This window comes from Bacillus sp. JS, from assembly GCF_000259365.1.
Lineage (GTDB): Bacteria > Bacillota > Bacilli > Bacillales > Bacillaceae > Bacillus > Bacillus stercoris.
The window spans coordinates 3,561,980-3,584,317 of the sequence record NC_017743.1 but is presented as its reverse complement, the minus strand read 5'-3'; the positions used below and the strand labels follow the sequence as shown (position 1 = coordinate 3,584,317).

At 44.1% G+C, this 22,338-nt stretch carries 19 protein-coding genes; 8 read left to right on the top strand and 11 right to left on the bottom strand.

Annotated elements, in window-relative coordinates; genetic code table 11:
* Window positions 1–91: 91 nt before the first annotated feature.
* The 6 genes from rbsB to MY9_RS18110 are packed head-to-tail and all read right to left on the bottom strand — an operon-like array spanning window position 92 to window position 5,744.
* Window positions 92–1,009: a ribose ABC transporter substrate-binding protein RbsB gene (rbsB, locus tag MY9_RS18135; RefSeq protein WP_014665616.1), complete on the bottom strand. Its 918-nt coding sequence runs from the start codon at window positions 1,007–1,009 to the stop codon at window positions 92–94.
* Between the two features lie 12 nt (window positions 1,010–1,021).
* Window positions 1,022–1,990, bottom strand: a complete 969-nt coding sequence (rbsC, locus tag MY9_RS18130) for a ribose ABC transporter permease RbsC (RefSeq protein ID WP_014665615.1) — start codon at window positions 1,988–1,990, stop codon at window positions 1,022–1,024.
* A 1-nt stretch (window position 1,991) separates the two neighbouring features.
* Window positions 1,992–3,473 carry a ribose ABC transporter ATP-binding protein RbsA gene (gene rbsA / locus MY9_RS18125; protein ID WP_014665614.1) on the bottom strand — a complete coding sequence of 494 codons (1,482 nt, stop codon included), beginning with the start codon at window positions 3,471–3,473 and terminating at the stop codon, window positions 1,992–1,994.
* A 15-nt stretch (window positions 3,474–3,488) separates the two neighbouring features.
* Window positions 3,489–3,884 (bottom strand): D-ribose pyranase, encoded by a 396-nt coding sequence (gene rbsD / locus MY9_RS18120; RefSeq protein WP_014665613.1) that lies wholly within the window; start codon window positions 3,882–3,884, stop codon window positions 3,489–3,491.
* Entirely contained in the window at window positions 3,881–4,762 is an 882-nt protein-coding gene (gene rbsK, locus MY9_RS18115) for a ribokinase (RefSeq protein ID WP_041521433.1), read from the bottom strand. Before rbsK ends, rbsD begins: the two co-directional genes overlap by 4 nt.
* A complete protein-coding gene (locus MY9_RS18110; RefSeq protein WP_014665611.1) occupies window positions 4,755–5,744 on the bottom strand; it encodes a LacI family DNA-binding transcriptional regulator in 990 nt (329 codons plus the stop codon). Before MY9_RS18110 ends, rbsK begins: the two co-directional genes overlap by 8 nt.
* A 783-nt stretch (window positions 5,745–6,527) precedes the next feature.
* On the opposite strand from MY9_RS18110, the gene pgsB reads away from it, so the two are divergent.
* From pgsB to pgdS, 5 genes are all read left to right on the top strand, one after another.
* Window positions 6,528–7,709: a poly-gamma-glutamate synthase PgsB gene (gene pgsB / locus MY9_RS18105; RefSeq protein WP_014665609.1), complete on the top strand. Its 1,182-nt coding sequence runs from the start codon at window positions 6,528–6,530 to the stop codon at window positions 7,707–7,709.
* Window positions 7,710–7,723: 14 nt separating this feature from the next.
* Window positions 7,724–8,173, top strand: a complete 450-nt coding sequence (pgsC, locus tag MY9_RS18100; RefSeq protein ID WP_003227889.1) for a poly-gamma-glutamate biosynthesis protein PgsC — start codon at window positions 7,724–7,726, stop codon at window positions 8,171–8,173.
* Window positions 8,174–8,191: 18 nt separating this feature from the next.
* A complete protein-coding gene (gene pgsA / locus MY9_RS18095) occupies window positions 8,192–9,334 on the top strand; it encodes a capsular polyglutamate synthetase PgsA (protein WP_014665608.1) in 1,143 nt (380 codons plus the stop codon).
* Between the two features lie 14 nt (window positions 9,335–9,348).
* Window positions 9,349–9,516 (top strand): extrachromosomal elements maintenance protein EdmS, encoded by a 168-nt coding sequence (gene edmS / locus MY9_RS18090; RefSeq protein WP_014665607.1) that lies wholly within the window; start codon window positions 9,349–9,351, stop codon window positions 9,514–9,516.
* Window positions 9,517–9,656: 140 nt separating this feature from the next.
* Window positions 9,657–10,898, top strand: a complete 1,242-nt coding sequence (pgdS, locus tag MY9_RS18085; protein WP_041521537.1) for a gamma-DL-glutamyl hydrolase — start codon at window positions 9,657–9,659, stop codon at window positions 10,896–10,898.
* Between the two features lie 35 nt (window positions 10,899–10,933).
* On the opposite strand, the gene ywtE is transcribed toward pgdS, so the two are convergent.
* Together ywtE and tagT are read right to left on the bottom strand one after the other, a co-directional pair.
* Window positions 10,934–11,794 (bottom strand): 5-amino-6-(5-phospho-D-ribitylamino)uracil phosphatase YwtE, encoded by an 861-nt coding sequence (gene ywtE, locus MY9_RS18080; protein WP_014665605.1) that lies wholly within the window; start codon window positions 11,792–11,794, stop codon window positions 10,934–10,936.
* Window positions 11,795–11,950: 156 nt separating this feature from the next.
* Window positions 11,951–12,919 (bottom strand): polyisoprenyl-teichoic acid--peptidoglycan teichoic acid transferase TagT, encoded by a 969-nt coding sequence (gene tagT, locus MY9_RS18075; RefSeq protein ID WP_014665604.1) that lies wholly within the window; start codon window positions 12,917–12,919, stop codon window positions 11,951–11,953.
* Between the two features lie 333 nt (window positions 12,920–13,252).
* Between tagT and MY9_RS18070 the strand changes: the two genes are divergently transcribed.
* Complete coding sequence (locus tag MY9_RS18070) at window positions 13,253–14,626, top strand: sugar porter family MFS transporter (protein WP_014665603.1); 1,374 nt, start codon at window positions 13,253–13,255, stop codon at window positions 14,624–14,626.
* Window positions 14,627–14,661: 35 nt separating this feature from the next.
* Here MY9_RS18070 and MY9_RS18065 read toward each other — a convergent pair whose 3' ends face one another.
* The 3 genes from MY9_RS18065 to gerBA are packed head-to-tail and all read right to left on the bottom strand — an operon-like array spanning window position 14,662 to window position 18,346.
* Window positions 14,662–15,786, bottom strand: coding sequence for a Ger(x)C family spore germination protein (locus tag MY9_RS18065; protein WP_014665602.1), 1,125 nt, complete (start codon window positions 15,784–15,786; stop codon window positions 14,662–14,664).
* Window positions 15,783–16,889, bottom strand: coding sequence for a spore germination protein GerBB (gene gerBB, locus MY9_RS18060; RefSeq protein ID WP_014665601.1), 1,107 nt, complete (start codon window positions 16,887–16,889; stop codon window positions 15,783–15,785). Before gerBB ends, MY9_RS18065 begins: the two co-directional genes overlap by 4 nt.
* A 5-nt stretch (window positions 16,890–16,894) precedes the next feature.
* A complete protein-coding gene (gerBA, locus tag MY9_RS18055) occupies window positions 16,895–18,346 on the bottom strand; it encodes a spore germination protein GerBA (RefSeq protein ID WP_014665600.1) in 1,452 nt (483 codons plus the stop codon).
* A 264-nt stretch (window positions 18,347–18,610) separates the two neighbouring features.
* Here gerBA and manA point away from each other — a divergent pair, with 264 nt between their 5' ends.
* Together manA and lytD are read left to right on the top strand one after the other, a co-directional pair.
* Window positions 18,611–19,561 carry a mannose-6-phosphate isomerase, class I gene (gene manA, locus MY9_RS18045; RefSeq protein WP_014665598.1) on the top strand — a complete coding sequence of 317 codons (951 nt, stop codon included), beginning with the start codon at window positions 18,611–18,613 and terminating at the stop codon, window positions 19,559–19,561.
* 129 nt (window positions 19,562–19,690) lie between these two features.
* Window positions 19,691–22,333 (top strand): beta-N-acetylglucosaminidase LytD, encoded by a 2,643-nt coding sequence (gene lytD / locus MY9_RS18040; RefSeq protein WP_014665597.1) that lies wholly within the window; start codon window positions 19,691–19,693, stop codon window positions 22,331–22,333.
* The last annotated feature ends 5 nt before the right edge of the window (window positions 22,334–22,338 follow it).

Below are 22,338 nucleotides of genomic sequence, written 5' to 3'. Positions count from 1 at the left end.
TAAGAGAAATAATTCACTCTATATCCCTATTCACGTTATCGCAGGTTTCTAAACATGAAAAAGGATCAGATAAAAATCTGATCCTTGACTATTATTTTTGTGTTTCTAGTTTGAGAGGCGCGGATATTGATTTTTTTACTTTTTTTCCGTGCAAAATGTCATCTGCTGCTTCTGTAGCCAGTTTACCGATTAATTCAGGCTGCTGAGCGACGGTGGCTGATAGCTTCCCGTCTTTAATGGAAGCGAGCGCATCTTTATTGCCGTCAAAACCGATCACCAATATGTCTTTCCCCGAACTGTTAATTGCCTCGAGGGCACCGAGCGCCATTTCATCATTGTGAGCAAAAACAGCTTGGATATCAGGATGGCCCTGCAACAGATTTTCCATGACTGTCAGGCCTTTGGTGCGGTCAAAGTCAGCTGATTGTTTTGTGACGACATTGAGCTTTTTGTCTGCGATGTGATGGAATCCGGAGCCGCGTTCCCGTGTGGCAGAGGCGCCAGGCACGCCTTCTAGCTCTGCTACCTTTGCTCCTTTTCCAAGTTTGTCGGCAATAAACGCCGCGGCCATTTCACCGCCTTTTATATTATCGGAAGCAACGAGAGTTTCAACTTTTCCTTGTTCGGCGGATCGATCGATTGTAACGACGGGCACACCGACTGCGTTTGCAGATTCTACTGCCGTTGAGATCGCCGAAGAATCAGTCGGGTTGATTAATAATGCATCAACGCCTTGCTGAATTAAATCTTCCACGTCACTTGTCTGTTTCGATGAATCATTTTGTGCATCCACAATGATCACTTTCATTCCCCGTTTTTTAGCTTCTTTTTCAATGCCCTTTTTTAATGAGACAAAAAAAGGATTATTAAGCGTTGAGACGGACAAGCCGATGGTGAATTCCTTTTTGTTCCCCGAGTTTGACGGCTTTGCCCATTGGGGAGGCTCAAGCGAACAGGCGGTTAACAAAAATAATGATAACGTTAAAATGACGGATACAGCCTTTTTCATGTGAAAACCCTCCTATGCTGACTTCTTGCGGTCTAACAAAACCGCAATTAAGATGACAATCCCTTTGACAACCAGCTGATAAAATGATGAGACGCCAAGCAGATTAAGCCCGTTATTAAGTGTGCCGATGATCAGCACCCCGATTAACGTGCCGACAATGCGTCCGCGGCCGCCGGAAAGACTTGTCCCGCCTAAGACGACTGCCGCGATAGCATCAAGTTCGTACGATTCCCCGGCAGTCGGCTGGGCTGAATGCAGGCGGGAAGTCAATATGGCACCTGCAAGAGCGGATAAAAGTCCGGCTAAAGAATAGATCATCACTTTCACGCGTGTCACTTTTATGCCTGAAATGAGCGCGGCTTTTTCGTTGCCGCCGATAGCGTATGTTCGGCGTCCAAATGGTGTTTTATGAAGAAGCACCCAAAGGATGACAAAGGCAAGAACCATCGTAATGGCCGGTACAGGAATGCCTAAAAAGTAACCGCGTCCGAACATCTGAAAAGCGTAGTTTGTGCCAAGTCCGGTAATTGGATTTCCGTCAGTATACACAAGCGTCAGTCCGCGAAACACAGTCATAGTCGCAAGTGTGGCGATAAAGGGCGCCATTTTTCCTTTTGTGATCAATAATCCGTTGATCATGCCGAGCATGGCACCAATGATACAGCCAAGGATGATCGCGAGAACCGGATCAACACCGGATACAATCATTCCCGCAACTAAAGCGCTGGACAGAGCAAGAATAGCGCCGACAGAAAGATCAATGCCGCCTGTCAAAATCACAAACGTCATGCCGAACGCGATTAATCCGTTAATGGCGACCTGGCGAAGCAGGTTTAAAATATTCAGCGGTTCAAGAAAGCTGGGATTTAAAATAGATACAATGATTACGAGAATAAATAAACCAAGAAACGGGCCGAGTTTTTGCATGACTCCGTCGAAGTGAATCCGTTTGTGTTCTGTTTGCAGTTGTTCCGTTTTCATATTACCGCCCTCCCGTGGCAAGTGTCATAATTCGTTCTTGTGTTGCTTCTCGCGCATCGATTTCTCCGCTGATTCTGCCTTCATGGATCACGATAATCCGATCGCTCATTCCGAGAATTTCCGGCAGCTCTGATGACACCATGATGATAGCGACGCCGCGTTCGGTCAGCTCATTCATCAGCGTATAAATCTCTCGTTTGGCTCCAACATCCACACCTCTGGTTGGCTCATCCAAGATAAGCACTTTCGGTCCGATGCCGATCCACTTGGCTATCACCACTTTTTGCTGGTTTCCACCTGACAAATGGCGTGCGTGCGTTTCCGGTGATGCTGTTTTGATAGTCAGGCGTTTGATTAACAGATCGACAAATTCAGCCTCCCGCTTGTGATCAATGAGACCCTTTGGTGAAAAGCTGGACAGATTGGGCAGGGCAATATTCTCGCGAATCGAGGTGTCGAGCAGAAGCCCTTCATCCTTGCGGTTCTCTGTAATAAAGCCGAGTCCTTTTTTCACCGCTTCCTGCGGGTTCTTAATAGCTGTCTTTTTCCCAGCGATCCATATCTCGCCCGTGTCCAGCCTGTCAACGCCGAACAGCGCTCTCATCATTTCTGTCCGGCCGGCTCCCATTAATCCTGATACACCGACGATCTCACCGGAACGAACATAAAAGCTGACATCTTCAAAACGCCCTTTTACGGAGGCATTTTTCACCTCGAATACTTTGTCACCGAGAGAAGGAGTGCGTTTTGGATATCGTTCAGTCAGCTCCCGTCCGACCATTTTTTTGACGACGTCATCAAAATCAGTTTCTGAGATGTTTGTTGTATCCACCGTTTTTCCGTCACGCATGATGGTAATTCTGTCGCAAATCGCAAAAATTTCTTCCATGCGATGAGAAATATAGACAATGGAGACGCCGTTCTTTTTTAATGCTGTAATGACCTCAAAGAGCTTGCTGATTTCTCGTTCGGTCAAAGCAGCGGTCGGCTCATCCATAATGATCACTTCGGCATTTGTCATAAGCGCTTTTGCGATTTCAATCATTTGCTGCTGTCCAACAGAACATTCACCAGCTTCTTGATCGAGAGAAAGAGAGACAGAGAGTTTATCAAATTGCTCTTTTGCTAGCGCTTTCATTTTTCTTGTTTGTAAAACGCCCAGCTTGGAGGATATCTCCTTACCGATAAATAGATTCTCCAGAACAGTCATTTCCGGCCAGATATTCAATTCCTGATGGATAAAGGCTATCCCATGCTGTTCCGCTTCTTTTGGATTGGAAAAATACGTTTCATTTCCGTTTATGCTGATTTGGCCTTGATCCGATTTGTGCAGGCCTGTCAGAATGTTCATAAGCGTGGACTTGCCAGCGCCGTTTTCTCCCATTAACGCGTGAACCTCGCCAGGTAAGAGCTGAAAGGAAACGCCTGATAGCACCTGGTTTTTTCCAAATGCTTTATGAATGTCTTTCATTTCAATCTGCATGTTTTCTCCTCCTTTCTAGAAAAGCACACCCGCCTGCAGGATGCAGTTGGCATATGGTGTAAATTCACCCGTTCTTATGATGGCTTTTGCTTCTTTTGTCAGCAGCTTAAACTCCTCGTGCGAAAGGTATTCAATCTTTTGTTTAGAGAAAAGATTTTCTAGAAATCTCGCATTCTCTTGATTAGATGTTTTTATTTCAGCTGCGGCAATGACTTTTTCGACGACCATCTCGTCAGCGAGCACTGCCGCTGTATCTTGGAAAGCCGGGAGACCCGGCTTTAATGAAAGATCAATTTTCAAAACGCCGTCAGGGACCGGCAATCCGGCATCTGCAATGACAACTTTATCAGTGTGGCCAAGGTCAGCTAAAAGCTTGGCAAGATGGCTGTTTAGTATACCGTGTTTTTTCATGACAGCAGCTCCTCTACTTCATTTCTTGTCGGCATGCCGCCTTGGGCACCGAAGGAACAGACAGAAAGGGAAGCAGCACGATTGGCAAACCGCAATGCAGCTTCAATGTCTTTTCCTTCAGCCAGAGCCACGGCAAACGCTGCATTAAACGTATCACCAGCTCCGGTTGTATCCACGGGCTCAACAGGGAAGGACGGGATGAGCACCTCTTTGCTGCCAGCTGAATAGCGGACGCCTTGTTTTCCTTCTGTAATAAAGAGTTTTGCCGGATAAAGCGCCAGGGCTTCAGAAATGGTAAGCTCAGGGAATAAGAGCGAAGCCTCGTGTTCATTCGGCGTGAGATAGGTGGCGTGATCAATTGTTTCCTGCTTCAGCGGGCGGGCCGGTGCCGGGTTTAGCATGATCGGGATATCGTGGGAATGGCAGTATTTGCACACCTCATCAACGGTTTCCTCTGGGATTTCCTGCTGAATCAGGACCATATCGACCTTTTCAATCTGTTCAAGCGCATGTATCGCATACGCTGGAGTGATGTCATCGTTCGCGCCTTTGACAACGACAATGCTGTTATCACCTTCAGCAAGCACAATGTGGGCGGTTCCGCTTTCTTTGTGTGTAACCGGTTCCATATAGTCAATGCGAACACCGTTTGCTTTTAAGTTATTCAAAATAGCTGTTCCATAATGATCGTCTCCAACCTTCCCGACCATAAATACTTGAGCCCCAAGTCTTGCTGCGGCAACCGCCTGATTTGCTCCTTTGCCGCCCGGCACAGTTTGAAACGACGTGCCAAGAACCGTTTCACCGGCTTTTGGGCGTTTGTCTGAGGTGACCACTAAATCCATAGAACAACTTCCAATCACACAAATATTACGCATCATCATCTTCCTTTCTTGTCGTCTTTCTTCCTATATAGGTGACAGGCATTTGAATGGCCGTTTCTGCCAGCGGCTGTTTTTTGATGATACGCAAAAGCAGTCTGGCTGCTTCTTTCCCCATATCATATGATGGCTGTTTAATTGTAGACAGTGGCGGGAACAGCAGCTCGCTTTGCGGAATATCATCATAGCCGATAATTTGAATGTCCTCCGGCACTTTTTTTCCGCGCCGCAATGCTTCATGTAAAACTGCAGCGGCTTGAATATCGTTACTCGCGATCACACCGTCTGTCGCTGGATAAGCGGCAAACAGCTTCTCCGCCATTGATTGTGCATCTTGAATAGAAAACGAAGCCGTCTCAATCACCTGAAAATCAACTTCAGCCTGCTGTAAGATTTCCAAAGCGCCGTTAAAGCGGTCCTGAGCGGTCGGCAGGTGAGCGGGGCCTCTCAAGAGCGTAATGCGCCGGCTTTTTCCGTTAATGATAGCTTTGGCGGCTAACTTTCCTCCTGTAAAGCCATCACTGGACACAGAAGGGGCCCCTTCAAGAGTTCTGTCCAGAAAAACGACCGGATAATTCATGCCGCTGTATTCCTCAAGATCCGGGTAATTCGTTGCGGCAATAATGCCTGCAACATGGTTTTGCTTAAATGTTTGAAGGTACTCAAGTTCCTTTTTCAATTCCTCGTCACTGTTGCCGAAAATAAGGCGATAGCCCTCCTGGTTCAATTCATCCTCCGCACCGCGGGCAAGCTGGGGGAAGAAAGGGTTTGTGATATCCGGGAGCAAAAGTCCGATCAGCCGGGATTCTCTTTTATATAAAGATCTGGCGACTTCATTCGGGTAATAGTTCAGCTTCTCCATCGCCGCTATGACACGGGTTCGCGTTTCTTCGTGTACATAGCCGTTATCATTCAGGACGCGGGAAACCGTCGCAACTGAAACGCCCGCCGCTCCGGCGACATCTTTAATTGTAGCCAAAACAGCTCCTCCTCGTTTATGTAACCGTTTACATAGATAGATTATCATGGGTGATCCGAAGTTGGCAATAAAAATATCAAAAGAAATCTATTTGTAAATTGTATATATAATTGAAAAATTTAAGGTTTTCACTCTTTTTTTGACAAAGTCTTCACAAATATGGATGAAGATTTCTTGAACAAATATTAAGTTTTATTAAAATTGTTTCAATGTCATGCGTTTAGACCTGTAAATGAAAAGAAACAGGAAAGACTATCAGCCCAGAAAATGTTTAATTATGTTAGAGAATTCGGACTCGTAAATTTAGCGTTTTCATCTTGGAACTCCTTAGTCATTTTGGAATGGGCCTCATATTGCTTATTCCATGCAGAAAGGATGACATTATGACCTTATCCTTAAGAAACAGGATCAAACTATTTTGTGTTCATAAGAACCGGAAACATGCATGAGAGCGGGAGAAGTTTGATAATACAGGCTGAAAAAAAGATTGATTTGAAATGCATATTAAATTTAAACAGCAGGCTGTGACTATACGTACAGAAGGATATCAGAAGAAAAATGAAAGCGCATTCCTTTTGATTTTTAAAAAAAGAGATAAGGTATAAGTCCTGCTGTTTACCAAAAATAGAAAACAGTTTGTAGGTATAAAATCTCTTTCAAAAGAGAATTTTGGCTTAGTCGATGAGGGGAGATTATGTTACATAATGCCGATTGAGAATTCATAGTGATTCTATATACTGATGAATGAATTTACAACAATATAGAAGGAGATGTCGAAAAGCAATGTGGTTACTCATTATAGCCTGTGCTGTCATACTGGTCATCGGAATATTAGAAAAACGACGACATCAGAAAAACATTGATGCCCTCCCTGTTCGGGTGAATATTAACGGCATCCGAGGAAAATCGACTGTGACAAGGCTGACAACCGGAATATTAATAGAAGCCGGTTACAAGACTGTTGGAAAAACAACAGGTACAGATGCAAGAATGATTTACTGGGACACACCGGAGGAAAAGCCGATTAAACGGAAACCACAGGGGCCGAATATCGGAGAGCAAAAAGAAGTCATGAGAGAAACTGTAGAAAGAGGGGCTAACGCGATTGTCAGTGAGTGCATGGCTGTTAACCCGGATTATCAAATCATCTTTCAGGAAGAACTTCTGCAGGCCAATATCGGCGTCATTGTTAACGTTTTAGAGGATCATATGGATGTCATGGGGCCGACGCTGAATGAAATTGCGGAAGCGTTTACCGCTACTATTCCTTATAATGGCCATCTTGTCATTACAGATAGTGAATATACCGAGTTCTTTAAACAAAAAGCAAAAGAACGAAACACAAAAGTCATCATTGCTGATAACTCAAAAATTACAGATGAATATTTACGTAAATTTGAATACATGGTATTCCCTGATAACGCTTCTCTGGCCTTGGGTGTGGCTCAAGCACTCGGCATTGATGAAGAAACAGCATTTAAGGGAATGCTGAATGCGCCGCCAGATCCGGGAGCAATGAGAATTCTTCCGTTGATCAGTCCGAGCGAGCCTGGGCACTTTGTTAATGGGTTTGCCGCAAACGACGCTTCTTCTACTTTGAATATATGGAAACGTGTAAAAGAAATCGGTTACCCGACCGATGATCCGATCATCATCATGAACTGCCGCGCAGACCGTGTCGATCGGACACAGCAATTCGCAAATGACGTATTGCCTTATATTGAAGCAAGTGAACTGATCTTAATCGGTGAAACAACAGAACCGATCGTAAAAGCCTATGAAGAAGGCAAAATTCCTGCAGACAAACTGCATGATCTAGAGTATAAGTCAACAGATGAAATTATGGAATTGTTAAAGAAAAGAATGCACAATCGTGTCATATATGGCGTCGGCAATATTCATGGTGCCGCAGAGCCTTTAATTGAAAAAATCCACGAATACAAGGTTAAGCAGCTCGTAAGCTAGGGGGAAATGCAGACATGTTCGGATCAGATTTATACATCGCACTTATTTTAGGTGTACTACTTAGTTTAATTTTCGCGGAAAAAACAGGGATCGTGCCGGCAGGACTGGTTGTACCGGGATATTTAGGACTTGTGTTTAATCAGCCGGTCTTTATTTTACTTGTTTTGCTAGTGAGCTTGCTCACGTATGTCATTGTGAAATACGGTTTATCCAAATTTATGATTTTGTACGGACGCAGAAAATTCGCTGCCATGCTGATAACAGGGATCGTACTGAAAATCGCATTTGATTTTCTATACCCGATTGTACCATTTGAAATTGCAGAATTTCGAGGAATCGGCATCATCGTGCCAGGTTTAATTGCCAATACCATTCAGAAACAAGGTTTAACGATTACGTTCGGAAGCACGCTGCTATTGAGCGGAGCGACCTTTGCTATCATGTTTGTTTACTACTTAATTTAATGTAAGGTGTGTCAAACGATGAAAAAAGAACTGAGCTTTCATGAAAAGCTGCTAAAGCTGACAAAACAGCAAAAAAAGAAAACCAATAAGCACGTATTTATTGCCATTCCGATCGTTTTTGTCCTCATGTTCGCTTTCATGTGGGCGGGAAAAGCAGAAACACCGAAGGTCAAAACATATTCTGACGACGTACTCTCTGCCTCATTTGTCGGCGATATTATGATGGGCCGCTATGTTGAAAAAGTAACGGAGCAAAAAGGGGCAGACAGTATTTTTCAATATGTTGAACCGATCTTTAAATCCTCGGATTATGTAGCAGGAAACTTTGAAAACCCGGTAACCTATCAAAAGAATTATAAACAAGCAGATAAAGAGATTCATCTGCAGACGAATAAGGAATCGGTGAAAGTATTGAAGGATATGAATTTCACGGTTCTTAACAGCGCAAACAACCACGCCATGGATTACGGCGTTCAGGGGATGAAAGATACACTTGGAGAATTTGCGAAGCAAAACCTTGATATCGTTGGAGCGGGGTACAGCTTAAGTGATGCGAAAAAGAAAATTTCGTACCAGAAAGTCAATGGGATAACGATTGCGACGCTTGGCTTTACCGATGTGTCCGGGAAAGGCTTCTCAGCTAAAAAGAATACACCTGGCGTGCTTCCCGCAGATCCTGAAATCTTCATCCCTATGATTTCAGAAGCGAAAAAATATGCGGACATCGTGGTTGTGCAGTCACACTGGGGCCAAGAGTATGACAATGATCCAAACGACCGCCAGCGCCAGCTTGCAAGAGCCATGTCCGATGCGGGAGCTGACATCATCGTCGGCCATCACCCGCACGTCTTAGAGCCGATTGAAGTATATAACGGAACTGTTATTTTCTACAGCCTCGGAAACTTTGTCTTTGACCAGGGCTGGACGAGAACGAGAGACAGTGCACTTGTTCAGTATCACCTGAAGAAAAATGGAACAGGCCGCTTTGAAGTGACACCGATCGATATCCATGAAGCGACACCTGCACCTGTGAAAAAAGACAGCCTTAAACAGAAAACAATTATTCGCGAACTGACGAAAGACTCTAATTTCGCTTGGAAAGTAGAAGACGGAAAACTGACGTTTGATGTTGATCATAGTGACAAACTAAAATCTAAATAATCGGAGTGATAAAGATGAAATTTGTCAAAGCCATCTGGCCGTTTGTTGCCGTAGCCATCGTGTTCATGTTTATGTCAGCTTTTAAATTCAATGATCAGCTGACAGATCAGGAAAAACAGAAGATTGATACGGAGATGCATAAAATCCAACAGCAGGAAGAAACGGCAAGCACCAATAAATAATTCAAAGAAGAGAGTGTCTGATGAGACACTCTCTTTTTATTTACCCAGCATATTCATTCTGTAAAAATTTCAAAATGTTGCTTAACATATTCAAAAAAATACCGATGTTAAAACTGCAAAAAGAGGAGGAGATACGAAAAGTGAACTCACTGGCAAACTGGAAGAAGTTTTTGCTTGTGGCGGTTATCATTTGTTTTTTGGTTCCCATTATGACAAAAGCGGAGATTGCGGAGGCTGATACATCATCTGAATTGATCATCAGCGAAGCAAAAAGCCTGCTTGGTTATCAGTATAAATACGGCGGTGAATCGCCGAAAGAGGGCTTCGACCCTTCAGGATTTATACAGTATGTTTTCAGTAAGGCTGATATTCATCTGCCGAGATCTGTAAACGACCAGTATAAAATCGGAACAGCTGTAAAACCGGAAGACCTGAAGCCGGGTGATATTTTGTTTTTCAAGAAAGAGGGAAGCAGCGGCACTGTTCCGACACACAACGCTCTCTATATCGGAGACGGCCAAATGATTCACAGTACACAGTCAAAAGGGGTTATCATCACCAATTACAAAAAAAGCAGCTATTGGAGCGGGTCTTATATCGGGGCGAGACAAATCGCTGCCGATCCGGCAACGGCTGATGTTCCTGTCGTTCAGGAGGCTGAAAAATATATCGGCATTCCATATGTGTTTGGCGGCAGCACACCGTCAGAGGGCTTTGATTGCTCGGGGCTTGTGCAATATGTGTTTCAACAGGCACTCGGCATTTATCTGCCGCGATCAGCCGAACAGCAGTGGGCAGTGGGCGAGAAGGTAGCCCCTCAGAACATCAAGCCCGGTGATGTCGTCTATTTCAGCAACACGTATAAAACAGGAATTTCACATGCAGGCATTTATGCGGGCGCGGGCAGGTTTATCCAGGCAAGCCGATCAGAAAAAGTGACCATTTCCTATTTATCAGAGGATTACTGGAAATCGAAGATGACGGGCATTCGCCGATTTGACAACTTGACAATCCCGAAAGAAAATCCGATTGTATCCGAAGCTACGCTTTATGTCGGAGAAGTACCTTACAAACAGGGCGGAGTGTCTCCAGAGACAGGATTTGATACAGCTGGATTTGTCCAGTATGTATACGAGAAAACAGCCGGTATTTCCCTGCCTCGATACGCAACAAGCCAGTACACAGCCGGCACTAAGATTGAGAAGGCGGACCTGAAGCCGGGAGACATTGTGTTCTTCCAATCAACAAGCTTAAATCCCGCCATCTATATCGGAAACGGACAAGTTGTTCATGTCACATTATCAAACGGCGTGACCATCACCAATATGAATACGAGCACGTATTGGAAGGATAAATACGCAGGAAGTATACGGGTGCAATAAAAGACAAAGACTCCAGAATCTCTGGAGTCTTTTCTTTATGCATATTGGCCGGAAAGCAGCTGGTCTATAAAGTAGGCCACACCATTTTCGTCATTGCTTTTTGTGACAAAGGTGCTTTTTTCTTTTAATTCATCAATCGCATTTTCCATGGCGATACGGTGTCCGGCGACTTCAAACATGGACAAATCGTTCGGACTGTCGCCGATCGCATAGATATCCTGTGTTTCAATTCCGTATATGTCAGCCAGCTTTGTTAACGCGCGTCCTTTTCCTGAAGAGGCCGGCAGGATTTCGATAATATGTTTTCCGGAAGAGGTTTGCGCCAGTTTTTTATGATGCTTCAACTCTTCCTTCGCTTGTTTCAGCTTGTCCATATCAAAGGAGAAGCAAAGAAGCTTATAAATGTTTTCACCGCCCTCAAAAACAGATTCGATATGAGGGATTGGTTTAATGCCAAACTGCTTGAATTGAGTCATGGCTCCTTGCCACAATTCATCTGTCTGCTCGTTTGGATTTGCGCTCTTTAGAATGTCTAGCTCCGCGTGCAGCTTAGCTTCGCCGTCAAAAGGAGAAAGCAGATGGTCATCTGTATATACCTCAAAGTAAATGTTTTTTGACAGTAAGTAATCAGCAATCGCTTTGCCGGCTTCCTGATCCATTAATGTCCGGCTGATCAAACGGTAACCCGTGTCGTGGATGGTGCCGCCATTAGCCGCAATGATAGGGATGTCCAAGTCATCCAGCAGCGCTTTTACATCAAATGTTGCTCTTCCCGTGCAAATGGTGACGAGGATGCCGGCATCGACGGCCCGCTTGATCGCCGCTCTGTTTTCCGCAGAAATGACGCTTTCTTTATTCAACAATGTTCCATCTAAATCAATCGCAATACATTTCATATGTAGGGGGAACCTCCTTAAAAATGAAGCTGCTTCGTGTAGTATGTTCAGCTTGTCTGCGAAACATAATCCATATAAACCAAGGCTAAACGTTACTTTGAAAATTTTCAACAAGGAAATATGTAAAACGGGATGGCGTAATCGCCATCCCGTTCATTATACACCTAAATCATTTTGCAGCTCTTTTTTAACTTCCTGCAGCTTTTGCTGATCCAATTTGAAATAATAAACGCCGGCAGGTTCGTAATCATAACCCGTCAGCTGAATAGACTCAACTGATTTCAATGAAGTGATGAACGGGAACAGGCCGATAGCATCTTTAAGAGATAAGTTCATTTTCAAATTTTGCCCCATCGTATCGACAATATCATCATAAGCTGGTATTGAGCTCAATGATTTTGATTTATCTATAATAGCGCTCAGCACTTCCATTTGCCTTTGCCCGCGTAAAAGGTCACTGTCCGCTTTACGTGTTCTTACGTAAGCGAGCGCTTCTTCCCCATCAAGCGTATGTGTTCCTTTTTGAAGAACGACTTTACCTTTTGTATCTTTTTTGATTTGCTGAATGACCTTATCGCTTTTTACTGTTACTTTGACGCCATTTAACTCGTTTACGACGTCTTCAAAAGCCGTGAAATTGCTTTCTACGACATAATCCACGGGAATATCCAGCATCTCTTCAACTGTTTTCACAGTCAGATCAACGCCGCCGTAGGCGTGAGCATGTGTGAATTTATCATACCCGTGGCCGGGGATGTTGACATAGGCGTCACGCGGGATGCTCAGCATTTTAGCTGTTTTTTCTTTCCGATTAAATGTAACCAGCACATTCGCGTCACTTCTTGCCTGATCGACGGTCTCGCCGTTTTTCTCTCTGGCATCAATCCCTAAGAGCAATACAGAAAAAGAATCCTTACCAGGATCAAATTCTTTAATCCGTTTTACTGATTGTTCTCCGCGTGCTAGGCTGACGTGCGCTTCTTTAGAAGCATTGTTCAGCTTTACAAAAGCATAGGCGCCGACAGAGCCTGCCGCAATGACTAAGAAAGCCATTAAACCGACAACGACTTTCACCCATTTTCTCAGTTTTCTCTTTTTCTTTCTGCGCTGTGATCGTTCTTCCATATATCAATACCTCACGTTTCTTTAATATTTGAAGCGTACCATTCATTTTGCCAGGGGGCAACTCTTCGAAAGACATTTTTCGATAAATATTCCTATATTTATAATTTCTTGTTTTTGAAAATTGATAACGATGATGTGCTGAATCACCTTATATTGGACGCTGCAACAGGTAAAATGTTTCGGTGACATTGAAAAAAATACAAGTAAATGATTGGAAAACTCATGATCAACAGAATAAAAAGGTTTAATGACCGGAAAAAGAGGCTAAAAGATTTCTAAAAAAAATCCCACAGACAATGTCATTGCAGCTGATGGAGAAAGGGAGTCATTTTTATGAAAAAGCAGTCAAATATATGGCTTTATTTTTTCGGAGCTCTTGGAGGCGCGTTATATGGCTATGATACCGGAGTGATTTCCGGAGCTATTTTATTTATGAAAAAGGAGTTAGGATTGAATGCGTTTACAGAAGGTCTTGTTGTCAGCTCCTTACTGGTTGGGGCGATACTAGGCTCGGGAGCGGCCGGCAAGCTGACTGACCGTTTCGGAAGAAAAAAAGCAATTATGGCGGCCGCGCTGTTGTTTTGTATAGGCGGTCTTGGTGTGGCACTGGCCCCAAATACAGGAGTCATGGTGCTGTTTCGCATCATTTTGGGACTTGCAGTCGGAACATCGACAACAATCGTGCCGCTTTATTTATCTGAACTGGCGCCCAAGCATAAGCGCGGGGCGCTGTCATCACTGAATCAGCTGATGATCACGGTCGGCATCCTTCTTTCTTATATTGTCAATTACATATTTGCCGATGCTGAAGCGTGGCGCTGGATGCTTGGATTGGCTGCTGTGCCGTCACTGCTCCTGCTCATTGGCATTTTGTTTATGCCGGAGAGCCCGCGGTGGCTGTTCACGAATGGCGAAGAAAACAAAGCGAAGAAAATTCTTGAAAAGTTGCGTGGCACAACAGATATTGATCAGGAAATACATGATATAAAAGAAGCGGAAAAGCAGGATGAAGGCGACCTGAAGGAGCTGTTCGATCCATGGGTGCGCCCAGCCCTGATTGCCGGTTTGGGATTGGCATTTTTGCAGCAATTTATCGGAACGAATACGATCATCTACTATGCGCCAAAAACCTTTACAAACGTCGGATTCGGAAACTCCGCTTCAATTTTAGGAACGGTCGGAATCGGCACAGTCAATGTTCTCATGACATTAGTAGCGATTAAAGTCATCGACAAGATCGGAAGAAAGCCGTTATTGCTATTCGGGAATGCGGGGATGGTGATCAGCTTGATCGTTCTCGCTTTAGTAAATCTCTTTTTCGGTGACACTCCGGCTGCCTCATGGACGACCGTCATTTGTTTAGGTGTGTTTATCGTTGTTTTTGCGGTCAGCTGGGGGCCGGTTGTCTGGGTGATGCTTCCTGAATTGTTCCCGCTTCACGTCAGAGGAATCGGGACGGGTGTTTCGACCTTAATGCTGCATGTTGGGACACTCATTGTTTCACTAACCTATCCAATGTTAATGGAAGCGATCGGAATCAGTTATTTATTCCTGATTTATGCCGCAATCGGTATCATGGCCTTCTTATTTGTCCGATTTAAAGTGACAGAGACAAAGGGGAAAAGCCTTGAAGAAATTGAGCAGGATTTACGGGACAAAAACGGACAAGGAGGACAGGCCGGAAAACAGCAAACTGTCGGAACATAAAAAAGGTGCGCGATCATGCGCACCTTTTTGATTGCTCATTTTCCAACCGAGCCAAAGTTAATGATTTTAAAAGAAATATTGTACCTAAAATCAGCTTCAGTAAATATTTCATCCCAATGCCCTTTTACTTTATTCCAGTAGTCAGGGTATTGAATCCTTATATGGTTTGAGAAAAAGACTGGATCGGTTTTATACTCGTGCTGCAGTTTATCCATCACCTGCTTTACATCTCGTTCAAGCTTTTTTTCAAAAATGTTTTCCAGCCTGTGCAAATATCTTTTGCTGAAGGAATTTTCATTCGGGTTTTGGTCTTCTGTCAGGATGCCTTTCGTTTTAACAGTAATCTGAAAGACAGGCTTTCCGTTTTTAATGACTGGTTTAATTTTCGTTTTCGACTTTTTGATTTCAAACGTAATCGGATGCCCTTTATCTGTCGTCGGCATGACACCGCCTTGGATCGTCCCCATGACCCATGTCAGTGTCTGGGTTTCATCAGCTGAAAGAAATCCAACGAGTTTATTGCTGCCTCTTTTGATAATGCCTGCTCCGTCATACTTGGCTTTTCCCTTTTCGTTTTTCACGGCTTGAATAAGATAACTGTACCCGTTCTGAGAGTAGACAGAAGCTCTTCCGATGCGCAGCGGTATCATAATCTTACCGTTATACCCGCTGTGAGTTGTCAAATCAATCAGTTTTTCTGAAGGCATTGGCTGCTGCTGATTGGTTTTTCCTTTTGTAAAGATATCAGCCGCCTTCCCTCTGGCCGCCATCAAATAGCTGCTTCGCCGCAGCTCATCATCCCGGATAAAGTGGTTGAAGACTTGGTCAACATTTTGATTCCTCATCAGTTTTTCTCCCAGAAGAATCACTTTTAAATGATCGCTGTAAACAGGAGGGTCCTTGATGGCTACATCACTGACTGCTTCCAGGATCGTCTTCCCGTGGGACGTCACATTAACGAATTCGGGTTTTCCGGATGATTGGCTGTCTTCGCTTTGGGGAAGCAGGTTTTGATACGTCAGTTTGTACTGGTGATCATCTGTCTCATCGATTGCCAGCCCTCTGGCAAAGGATAGTTTCTCGATATTTTTGACATCCCAGCACCCGCAGAGGGCCAGCAGCATAAAAAACATGACTGCGAGCTTTGTGGCTGTTTTCATTGCAGCTGACCCCTCCCTAATTTTTTCTGTATCCAGCTTAAAAACCAGACGAAGAATGGAATTGTAATCACAATTAAGAAAGCATATCCAAGAAGTGTCCCGTAATAAAACACGTCATTCAAGTCCTTAGGATACATCGTTATGAAAAACGTCGCAGCCAGCATTGCAGTCAGCAGCCATGCATTGTTTTTATTTTTCAGATGAAAGATTTCCGTTAACCCGATATGGGCGCCTTTGAAGGATCCGAGCATACAGGCAAATTGCTGGGCTGTCCAGGTCAGCTGTAAGAACAAATCAAATCGTTCAATAAAAATACCCGGAACCTCTAATGCGTGAATAAGGGAAATGGTCGGCCATGTCACCGTTTTTGCCTCAGCCACAGTCATACAGCCAATCACAATGAGCAAAGTAATGCTGTAGAACACTGTGGAAATCGCGATGCCCAGAGCAACAGCCTTTTTCACTTGCTTCGGATCTCTCATAAAAGGGACCAGGTAAAAAATGATTTCAAATCCTGAGAAATATAATAGTGTTTTTGGGAATAAAGAGAAAAAGCTTTGATAGCCTCCTTCAAAAACCGGCCGGATAAAATCAAGCTGGAACAAGCGAAAGCTGAACATTAGAAGCATCATAAAAATAATAAGGGTAATGGGAAAAATATAAGCGTATACCTTTCCAATGGAATAAACGCCTCCGCCCACATGATAGATGGCAACTGCAAGAAATATAAACACCACAACTGCCATTGGCGTATTTTTCAACAAAAAGAAACCGACAACCTCCCCTAAAATCCGTGCTTGATAGCCGACAATCCCAATGAAATAAAGACAGATATACAAATTTAATAGAAGGCCGATGAATTTTCCAGCTACAATGCTGTTGAGCTTAAAAAGGGTTTTTCCGCTGTTTTTTTGAAGAAAAGGCAAAAAAAGCAGAACGATGATAATAAAAATAACGCCCTGGATCAGTATCATTAGCCATCCGCTCGGACTGTCGGTTTCGGCGGCTGAGCGGGGAAGGGTCAGCACCCCGGCACCGATCAATGTGCTGCTGATCATAATGAGCGTCTGCATAAATGTCAGTTTATGTTCTGATTTCCTCATAGCCATCACCTTTGTCTGATGTTATCTTCGGGATCGTTTCGTGTCGGTCTTCTTTTTAAAAACATCGTGGGAATACGGATGACCGTGTCTTTCAAATCCTGTCCAGGCTGCGCCATGATCGGGATAATGTAATCCTCGCCAAAGCTTTTCAGGCGCATTAAGTGACCGATTACAAACAGAAAGACCATAATGACGCCATACATGCCAAGTACTGCTGCGCTGATCATTGCTGCTATGCGTATCAGCCGCAGCGGAAAGTTATAAGCGTATGAAGGAACAGTAAAGGATGCCAGTGCAGTGACAGAAACGACAATGACCATAAGGGCACTGACGATTTGCGCCTGAACAGCTGCCTGCCCAATGACAACGCCGCCGATAAGGCCAATCGTCTGTCCAATCGGTTTAGGAAGCCTTAATCCGGCTTCTCGAATCAATTCGATCGTAAAGATCATGATAAAGGCCTCTACAAAAGGCGGGAATGGTACGTTAAGCCTGCTGCCTGCAATGGAAATGGCCATTCTAGTCGGCAATAGCCCGGTGTGAAAAGAAACGAGAGAAATATACAGGCCGGGCAAATAAATGGTGATCAGAACGCTGGAATAACGAAGAAGGCGTACAACTGACATTGGAAGCCAGCGCTGACTGTAATCATCGGGAGAATGAATAAATTCGTCAACCGTAGCCGGCACAATCAAAGCAAACGGCGTACCATCCACTAATATGGACACTCGTCCTTCTAACAGTGCAGCCTCTACACGATCTGGCCGTTCTGTGCTTAAAATCGTAGGGAAAATTGAAAATGGTTCATCTTCAATCAGCTGTTCAAGCGTCCCCGATTCTGGCAAATCATCTATATTGACTGATTTCAGCCTTTTAAACACTTCCTTGGTGACATAATCTGGGGCGATATCCTGAATATAAGCGACAGCGACTTTCTTTTTCGTCCTTTTTCCGAGTGTCATTTCCTTGATGATAAGGTTAGGATCACTCGTCCTTTCCCGCAAAAGCGCCGTGTTTGTCCGCAGGTTTTCAATAAACCCTACTTTAGGACCGCGTTCCACAACTTCGGAGGAGGGTTCTTCAAGACTGCGTGTTTTAACTGACTTTGTGTCAAAAGCTAATCCTCCGTGATAGCCATCAGCTAGCAAAATGGCTTGCCCTGTAAAAACGAGCTGCTCTATTTCTTTCATTGTTGAAACAACGCTATGATGAAAGCCGAAAAAAAAGGCAGATAAGTCTTCAATCGAGCATTCCTTATGGGCTAAAGCCTCTTTTTGTAAAGGAGAAATGACATATTGCGCCAGCATTTTATTCTCTGTCAGACCGTCAATATACAGTAAACACGCCTTCCGTCTGCTATCTCCGAAAGCAAATGTATAAAACATCATATCGTCGTTTTGTCCCAATGTTTTTTTCAGTGTGTCTAAATTGTTCTGGAGATCAGAGTCGATTTGCATAGTTTCTCTCCTTCATAAACAGATTGACGGTTTTTATTAATTTGTATCAAAAAAGGAGAATTATTCTTATCGAGGAAAAGGCTGAAACAAACCTTCTTTTCAACGTGATATAATAGAAAGGAAGCGTTTTCTTTGAAGGGGTCATGAAAAGATGATGCTTTGTACATATGTTGACATCTGAAAAAAGCAGCTTATACGGGCGTTTGTAAGAGGGGCGCACCGGGAAAATGATGATCAGTTATTTACAGGGGAGGGGTACGGATCATGACGCAATCACCAATTTTTCTAACGCCTGTGTGTAAAGAAAAAATCTGGGGCGGAACCGCTTTACGAGATAGATTTGGATACGGTATTCCTTCAGAATCAACGGGGGAATGCTGGGCCATTTCCGCTCATCCAAAAGGACCGAGCACTGTTGCGAATGGCCCCTATAAAGGAAAGACATTGATCGAGCTTTGGGAAGAGCACCGTGAACTATTCGGCGGCGTAGAGGGGGATCGGTTTCCGCTTCTGACAAAGCTGCTGGATGTGAAGGAAGATACGTCAATTAAAGTTCACCCTGATGATTACTATGCCGGAGAATACGAAGAGGGAGAACTCGGCAAGACGGAATGCTGGTACATTATCGACTGTAAGGAAAACGCGGAAATCATTTACGGTCATACGGCCCGCTCAAAAACCGAACTTGTCACAATGATCAACAGTGGTGACTGGGAGGGCCTGCTGCGAAGGATCAAAATTAAACCGGGTGATTTTTATTATGTGCCAAGCGGAACGCTGCACGCATTGTGCAAGGGAGCACTAGTTTTAGAGACTCAGCAAAATTCAGATGCCACATACCGGGTGTACGATTATGACCGTCTTGATAGCAACGGGAATCCGAGAGAGCTTCATTTTGCCAAAGCGGTCAATGCCGCCACAGTTCCCCATGTGGATGGGTATATAGATGAATCGACCGAATCAAGAAAAGGAATAACCATTAAAACGTTTGTTCAAGGGGAATATTTTTCGGTATATAAATGGGACATCAATGGCGAAGCTGAAATGGCTCAGGATGAATCCTTTCTGATTTGCAGCGTGACAGAAGGAAGCGGTTTGCTGATGTATGAGGGCGAAACTTGTCCGTTCAAAAAAGGCGATCACTTTATTTTGCCTGCTCAAATGCCCGATTTTACGATGAAAGGAACTTGTACGCTTATCGTATCTCATATTTAAACTTAATCTCACTTCGAGATTAAGTTTTTTTTATTAGAAAATGGAAGTGATTCACCTATAAATGAAGCATGCGCGTGCCGATAAATAAACTAGTTTTATATACTCATAGAAGAAGAAAGAGGAGAAGGAATGAAAAAGAGATTAATCGCACCTATGCTTCTATCCGCCGCGTCCCTTGCCTTTTTTGCCATGTCTGGTTCCGCCCAGGCCGCCGCGTATACCGACTACTCCATATATAAGGTAGAGCCGTCGAATACGTTCAGTACAGAAAGCCAAGCCTCACAAGCTGTCGCCAAACTGGAAAAAGATACTGGCTGGGATGCATCCTATCAGGCTTCAGGCACAACAACGACCTACCAAATTTCCGCCTCAGGCATTCATAGCGACTCAGAAGCGAAAGCAATACTGAGCGGACTCACCAAACAGACATCGATTACCGGAAAGTCAAGTCCTGTCGGAAGCAAACAGCCATATGTCACCATCTCGTCAGGTGCCATTTCCGGAGAAAAACAGGCCAACACAATCCTGGCAAAGCTGAAGCAGGAGACGGGAGTAGCTGGCGCTGTAAAAGCGTACGGAGCACCTCAGCCCTATATGAATGTCATGACATCAGACATTGCTGATGAGACAAAAGTCAAGGCGCTTATCCAGAGCCTGGCTAAGCAAACGGGGATTAAAAGCTCGTATCAGCCCATCACACACTCGGTGTCTGTCACAACCATCCAGTCAGGCACAATCGTCGGAGACAGCAGAGCAGCGCAGATCAAAAGCGCCTTTCAAAAGGAATCGGGGCTGCAGGCATCATTAAAGGAAACGGTGAAAGGACATGCCTATTATACGTTTACAACTGCCGCCATTTCAGGTGAAGCGAATGCCAAAACTCTATTGCAGCAGCTGAAACAAAGCACTGGCATCACAGGCAGCTACAAGTCAATCAATCAAAAAACAACCGTTGAGTCATACAATGTCCAATCAGCTTATTTCAAAGGCCTGAATACAGTAAAGGACGCCATCAGCCAGATCAAGAAAAACACCGGCGTATCCGGCAGTTACCAACAGGTTGGAAAAAGCACATCATATACCGTGAATATGAAGGGGATAACAAAACAGCAGCTCCAAAAAGTAGATACTTTCTTTAAAAAGAAAAAATGGCATTATACGTCATCCAGCGTCAAAAAAACAACAACGTCTGCGGCTTACCAAATCACGACAGCAAAGATCTTAGGCGAGCAGCAAGCGAACAAAGCAGCAGCCTTCTTTGCTCAGAAAAAAGTAAAAGCCACAAAAACAACAGCTGGAACTACAGCAGAAAATCAATATCAACTCATCTCAGAAGAAACATCAGACCAATCAAAAGTCACAAAGGGATTGAACATATTAAAGCAAAATCAGCTGAGTGCTTCTGCGAAATCAGTCAAAAAACAAATAGCTGACACATTCAAAATCACAACTGAATCTCTGCTTGATCAAACGAAAGTCAATCAGGCACTCACGTTTTTCAAGTCGAATCATATATCAGCAGCAAGCCAGAAAACCGGCCAGTCGGCAGCAAGCAGCTATCAAATCACAACTGAAGCCATCATCAGCCAAGAAGACATTGACCGCGTTTTAGCATTTTTTAAACAAAACAATACCTCCGGCACAACGGCAAAAACAAGCGAAACGGCATATACACAATACAAAATCGTGACAGCCCAGCTCAGCAGCAAAACTGCATTAAACAATGGGTTAACCTATCTTAAATCGCAAGGTTTAACTCCGAGCTACACAACGAAAAGCAATACGCTTTATAAAATCAGCGTAAACGAACAGTTCACAGGCAATGATACAGCTGCTGCGGCATCATCGAAGCTAAAACAATTATACGGATGGGCATCATCTATCGTGAAAGTCAAAAACGGCCCGCAAATCATGAAAACAAATTACAATCTCTCGCTTCGTGATATGGTCCAAAAACAAATGACAGTAAGTCCGCAAACAGACGGGGCGGCTTACGTATCGCTCACGTACATTAATACAGCAACATCAACCGTTACGGCTGATGCACTAAATATCCGGTCAACGCCGGAAGTCAGCCCGACGAACGTGATCGGCCAATTTAAAAAAGGCGATAAGGTAAAAATCATCGGCCAGACAAACGGCTGGGCCAAAATTAATTTAGGCTGGCGAAACGCAAGCAGTGATGAAGTGGTTCAATACGTGGACCCGAATAACTTTTCCAGAGACAGCAAATACTACTTCCAATTTCTCAAGCTATCACAGACGGCCGGATTAAACGCTACTGAAGTCAATCAGAAAGTGCTTGCGGGTAAAGGCATCCTGACAGGGAAAGCAAAAGCATTTATCGATGCCGCCAATCAATACGGCATCAACGAGCTGTACTTAATCTCACACGCTCTCCTTGAAACAGGCAATGGAACATCTGATTTAGCCAATGGCTTAACCTATAACGGAAAAACCGTATATAACATGTACGGAATTGGCGCCTACGACAGCAACCCGAATTACTACGGCGCTAAATACGCGTACGAGCAAGGCTGGTTCACACCAGAAGCGGCCATTATCGGCGGAGCCAAATTCATAGGCTCATCGTATATTCACAACACAGCCTACAATCAGGACACACTGTACAAAATGAGATGGTCAGCTACAGCGACACACCAATACGCAACAGACATCGGCTGGGCGTACAAACAAGTAAACCGCATGTACAGCCTGTACTCATTGCTGGACGGTTACACACTTTACTTTGATGTTCCGGAATATCAATAAAAAAA

What these genes read in the sequence shown, in the direction of transcription:
- rbsB (WP_014665616.1), bottom strand. Translation starts at nt 1,009, where the DNA reads ATGAAAAAGGCTGTATCCGTCATTTTAACGTTATCATTATTTTTGTTA.
- rbsC (WP_014665615.1), bottom strand. Translation starts at nt 1,990, where the DNA reads ATGAAAACGGAACAACTGCAAACAGAACACAAACGGATTCACTTCGAC.
- rbsA (WP_014665614.1), bottom strand. Translation starts at nt 3,473, where the DNA reads ATGCAGATTGAAATGAAAGACATTCATAAAGCATTTGGAAAAAACCAG.
- rbsD (WP_014665613.1), bottom strand. Translation starts at nt 3,884, where the DNA reads ATGAAAAAACACGGTATACTAAACAGCCATCTTGCCAAGCTTTTAGCT.
- rbsK (WP_041521433.1), bottom strand. Translation starts at nt 4,762, where the DNA reads ATGCGTAATATTTGTGTGATTGGAAGTTGTTCTATGGATTTAGTGGTC.
- pgsB (WP_014665609.1), top strand. Translation starts at nt 6,528, where the DNA reads ATGTGGTTACTCATTATAGCCTGTGCTGTCATACTGGTCATCGGAATA.
- pgsC (WP_003227889.1), top strand. Translation starts at nt 7,724, where the DNA reads ATGTTCGGATCAGATTTATACATCGCACTTATTTTAGGTGTACTACTT.
- pgsA (WP_014665608.1), top strand. Translation starts at nt 8,192, where the DNA reads ATGAAAAAAGAACTGAGCTTTCATGAAAAGCTGCTAAAGCTGACAAAA.
- edmS (WP_014665607.1), top strand. Translation starts at nt 9,349, where the DNA reads ATGAAATTTGTCAAAGCCATCTGGCCGTTTGTTGCCGTAGCCATCGTG.
- ywtE (WP_014665605.1), bottom strand. Translation starts at nt 11,794, where the DNA reads ATGAAATGTATTGCGATTGATTTAGATGGAACATTGTTGAATAAAGAA.
- tagT (WP_014665604.1), bottom strand. Translation starts at nt 12,919, where the DNA reads ATGGAAGAACGATCACAGCGCAGAAAGAAAAAGAGAAAACTGAGAAAA.
- MY9_RS18070 (WP_014665603.1), top strand. Translation starts at nt 13,253, where the DNA reads ATGAAAAAGCAGTCAAATATATGGCTTTATTTTTTCGGAGCTCTTGGA.
- MY9_RS18065 (WP_014665602.1), bottom strand. Translation starts at nt 15,786, where the DNA reads ATGAAAACAGCCACAAAGCTCGCAGTCATGTTTTTTATGCTGCTGGCC.
- gerBB (WP_014665601.1), bottom strand. Translation starts at nt 16,889, where the DNA reads ATGAGGAAATCAGAACATAAACTGACATTTATGCAGACGCTCATTATG.
- gerBA (WP_014665600.1), bottom strand. Translation starts at nt 18,346, where the DNA reads ATGCAAATCGACTCTGATCTCCAGAACAATTTAGACACACTGAAAAAA.
- manA (WP_014665598.1), top strand. Translation starts at nt 18,611, where the DNA reads ATGACGCAATCACCAATTTTTCTAACGCCTGTGTGTAAAGAAAAAATC.
- lytD (WP_014665597.1), top strand. Translation starts at nt 19,691, where the DNA reads ATGAAAAAGAGATTAATCGCACCTATGCTTCTATCCGCCGCGTCCCTT.